General features: G+C 67.7%; 3 protein-coding genes and 1 pseudogene. 3 read left to right on the plus strand and 1 reads right to left on the minus strand.

Annotated elements, in window-relative coordinates; translation table 11 throughout:
• The 3 genes and pseudogenes from ACE3S9_RS17825 to ACE3S9_RS17835 form a co-directional block, all read left to right on the plus strand.
• A pseudogene (locus ACE3S9_RS17825) lies at positions 1 to 393 on the plus strand (hypothetical protein); the annotation flags it as partial.
• A 14-nt stretch (positions 394 to 407) separates the two neighbouring features.
• A complete protein-coding gene (locus ACE3S9_RS17830) occupies positions 408 to 896 on the plus strand; it encodes a copper chaperone PCu(A)C (RefSeq protein ID WP_374547820.1) in 489 nt (162 codons plus the stop codon).
• A gap of 7 nt (positions 897 to 903) precedes the next feature.
• A complete protein-coding gene (locus ACE3S9_RS17835; RefSeq protein ID WP_374547821.1) occupies positions 904 to 1,884 on the plus strand; it encodes a DUF563 domain-containing protein in 981 nt (326 codons plus the stop codon).
• Between the two features lie 7 nt (positions 1,885 to 1,891).
• Here ACE3S9_RS17835 and ACE3S9_RS17840 read toward each other — a convergent pair whose 3' ends face one another.
• Positions 1,892 to 2,740, minus strand: coding sequence for a ChbG/HpnK family deacetylase (locus ACE3S9_RS17840; RefSeq protein WP_374547822.1), 849 nt, complete (start codon positions 2,738 to 2,740; stop codon positions 1,892 to 1,894).
• Positions 2,741 to 2,870: the final 130 nt, after the last annotated feature.

A 2,870-nucleotide genomic window follows, 5' to 3' on the forward strand; every position in this document is an offset into this window, starting at 1 on the left:
GGGGCGATGGCCGCCGCTCTGGCTTTCGACGCGCCGGCCGCGCTCATCAATATGACGGCGGTCGTCGGCGCGGCGCTTGCGCTGGGGGAGGCGGGCGCCTCGGTCGAAAAGCCCCTCGTCCTGTTCGGCCTCGCTCTGTCGATCCCACTGCTGGCCCTGGGCTCGGCGCAGGTCATCACGATCTTGCGCAAGCCGCCGCTGCTGTGGGCGAGCGCGGCGCTGCTCGGCTGGGTCGCGGGACGGATGGCGGCGGCGGATTCCTTCGTTCTGGCCAGCTCGATGCCGCAGGGCCTGATGGCCGATTTCGCGCCGCCGGTCGGCGCCGTGACGGCTGTGCTTCTGGCCTATTCCTATTCGCGCGGGCGCAAGATCAAACGCGTCCCGGACCATTGATCGAGGAGGAGCGGATGCGGACTTTCAGGACGATGGCGCGCGGCGCCGCTTTGGCGGCGGGGCTTCTGCTCGCGGGCGGCGCGCTCGCCGCTGATATCGAGATCAAGGCGCCATGGAGCCGCGCCACCGCCAAGGGCGCCACGGTTGGCGCGGGCTATCTGACCATCGTCAACAAGGGCTCCGCGCCCGACCGGCTGGTAGCGGCCACCGCTGATGTGGCCGAAAAAGCCGAAGTGCATGAAATGGCCATGGATAATGGCGCCATGACCATGCGCGCTTTGTCTGACGGCCTCGACATCAAGCCCGGCGAGAGCGTGACCCTGAAGCCCGGCGGCCTCCATCTGATGCTGACCGGGTTGAAGCAGCCTTTGGTTCAGGGCGGCGTGATCCATGTGACGCTGACCTTCGCCAAGGCGGGCCCGATAACGGCCGCCTTGCCGATCGGCGTGCTCGGCGCCACCGGGCCGGCGCCGGCCGAGGACGCGCCGACGATCAATTATTGAGTCGCGCATGACGGGCGCGGAGGCCGGCGTCTTTCGGCTGAATTTCTTCGATCTGGGCGAGACGCGGCTCGCTCTGAACGCGCCGTTCTGGCGCGGCGTCTCCGTGCGGCCGGCGGCAGAATGCGCGCGGGCGCTGCAGCCCCTGCCGTCTGGCGGCGGCCTCGCCTTGTTCGAGGACGCCTGTTCGCTCGCGCCCGGCGTGCTGATGACGGCCGAAAGCGTCGTCATCGCGGAGAGCCTCATCCATAGCGAACAGACGGCGCGCTTCGGGTCGTTCCGCCGCCACGGCGGCGGGCTCAAGGCGCGCTTGTGGCCGCTGACGCCGATGCGGCGGTTCAAAGGCGATTTCATCGTTCTGCGCATGGCGGGCGACGGCGATTACGCCCGCTGGCTGATCGAACTGCTGCCGCGCGTCGCGATAGCCGCGCAATTCTGCGACCTGTCGCAATTCCAAATCGCCGTCTCGCGGGGCTCCGAGAAAATGAGGGCGGTGGTTCGCGATAGTCTGGGCCTGTTCGGCGTCGCGCCCGACCGGATCGTGGCTTTGGGCGCGGCGCCCGTCTTTTTGCAGCGCTCGGTCTGTCCCTTTGCCGATGCGGCCCCGTCGCCAGATGCGCTGGAGGTTCTGGAATCCTTTCCGCTGCGACTCCCGGCGTCGGCCGATGCGCCGAAACGGATTTTTGTCGCGTCGGATCTCCCGGACGCGCTGCGGGATTTGGGCTTTTCGGCGCTCGATCCTGCCGCAATGCCCTTCGCGCAGCGGGTTCAGGCCTTCGCGCAGGCTGAGATCGTGGTCGGCCCTGCTGGCGCGCATCTGGCCAATGTCGTTTTCGCACCGCGCGGCGTTCGGGTGCTGGCTTTGACCGGCGCGGGCGATGACTTGTCGCTGCTGCGCGCCGTGACGGCGTTGAAACAGGGGCCGCTCAAGACCCTCGATCCTGACCAATCGGCGCGATTGCCGGCCGCGCTGGACGAATGGATCGCCTGAACCGGCCTCACATTTCGGACAATCGCGCAAGCCGCGCGCCCGCCGCGTCAAGCTGGCGGGAAAAATCGTCCGACAGCAGGAACGCGAGTTCGGCCTCGCGCGAATCGGTCACGGGGTCGAGCCGCGCCAATTCGTCATCGACATGGCCGGGATGGCACATGATGAGCGGCCGCGCGCCCGGCGCCCGCAAAAAACTGGCGAAATCGCCGGCATGATCGCCTTTGGCGTCGAAATCGGAAAAGCCGGAAAAGCCGTCGTTCAGCGTGAAGCCGGCGCCGCGCGCCTTGGCGCGAAAACCGCGCGCCAGTCCGGCCACCGTCAGCGCCTTGCCCCAATGTCTTCCGCGCGCAAAAATCCGGCGCGGGCGGTCGGCGCTGTCGCGCAGCCAGCATTTGCCGGCCAGGCCGCGCGACGACAATTCGGCGATCAGGTCGTCGGCGATTCCAGGCAGGACATGGACGTGCTGGTGGCCGTCGACATAATCCGGCGGCGCGCCATAGGCCTGTTCGAAAGCGTCGAGCTGGCGGCGCAATTCGTCGCGGATTTCCCGGCGCGGCAAGCCGCCGCGCCAGGCGGCGGGGACGATGGAATTCATCGCCGGAAAGGCGCCGGTCGGCGCGAAGGACGGCATGGCGCCGAGCGGGCCGCCCAAGGTAAGGTTGAAATGCAGGCCGAGATCGGCCTTCGGCGCCAAGGCGCGGAAGGCGCTCGCCGCTTCGGGCCAGTTCGCCTGCGTGGTCATGGCCGAGGTCGCGGTGAGCCGCCCGGCGGCCAAAGCCTCCAGAATGCCGCGCGTTACTGCGGGGGAAAGGGCGAAATCGTCGGCGCAGAGCGCGAAGGCGTGTCGATGGGACATGGCTCGATGGTTCAGACGCAAATTCGCCCCTTTCTTGCGCATTTTTGCGCGCGAGCCTAGAGCGGCGCGCGAAAAAGTGGAAACCGGTTTTTCGCGAAAGCGCTGCGAAAACAAAAGAATCTCAAGTCGA

The sequence above is a fragment of the Rhodoblastus sp. genome (assembly GCF_041915505.1).
In the GTDB taxonomy this organism is placed as follows: Bacteria; Pseudomonadota; Alphaproteobacteria; order Rhizobiales; family Beijerinckiaceae; genus Rhodoblastus.

What these genes read in the sequence shown, in the direction of transcription:
- ACE3S9_RS17830 (WP_374547820.1), top strand. Translation starts at nt 408, where the DNA reads ATGCGGACTTTCAGGACGATGGCGCGCGGCGCCGCTTTGGCGGCGGGG.
- ACE3S9_RS17835 (WP_374547821.1), top strand. Translation starts at nt 904, where the DNA reads ATGACGGGCGCGGAGGCCGGCGTCTTTCGGCTGAATTTCTTCGATCTG.
- ACE3S9_RS17840 (WP_374547822.1), bottom strand. Translation starts at nt 2,740, where the DNA reads ATGTCCCATCGACACGCCTTCGCGCTCTGCGCCGACGATTTCGCCCTT.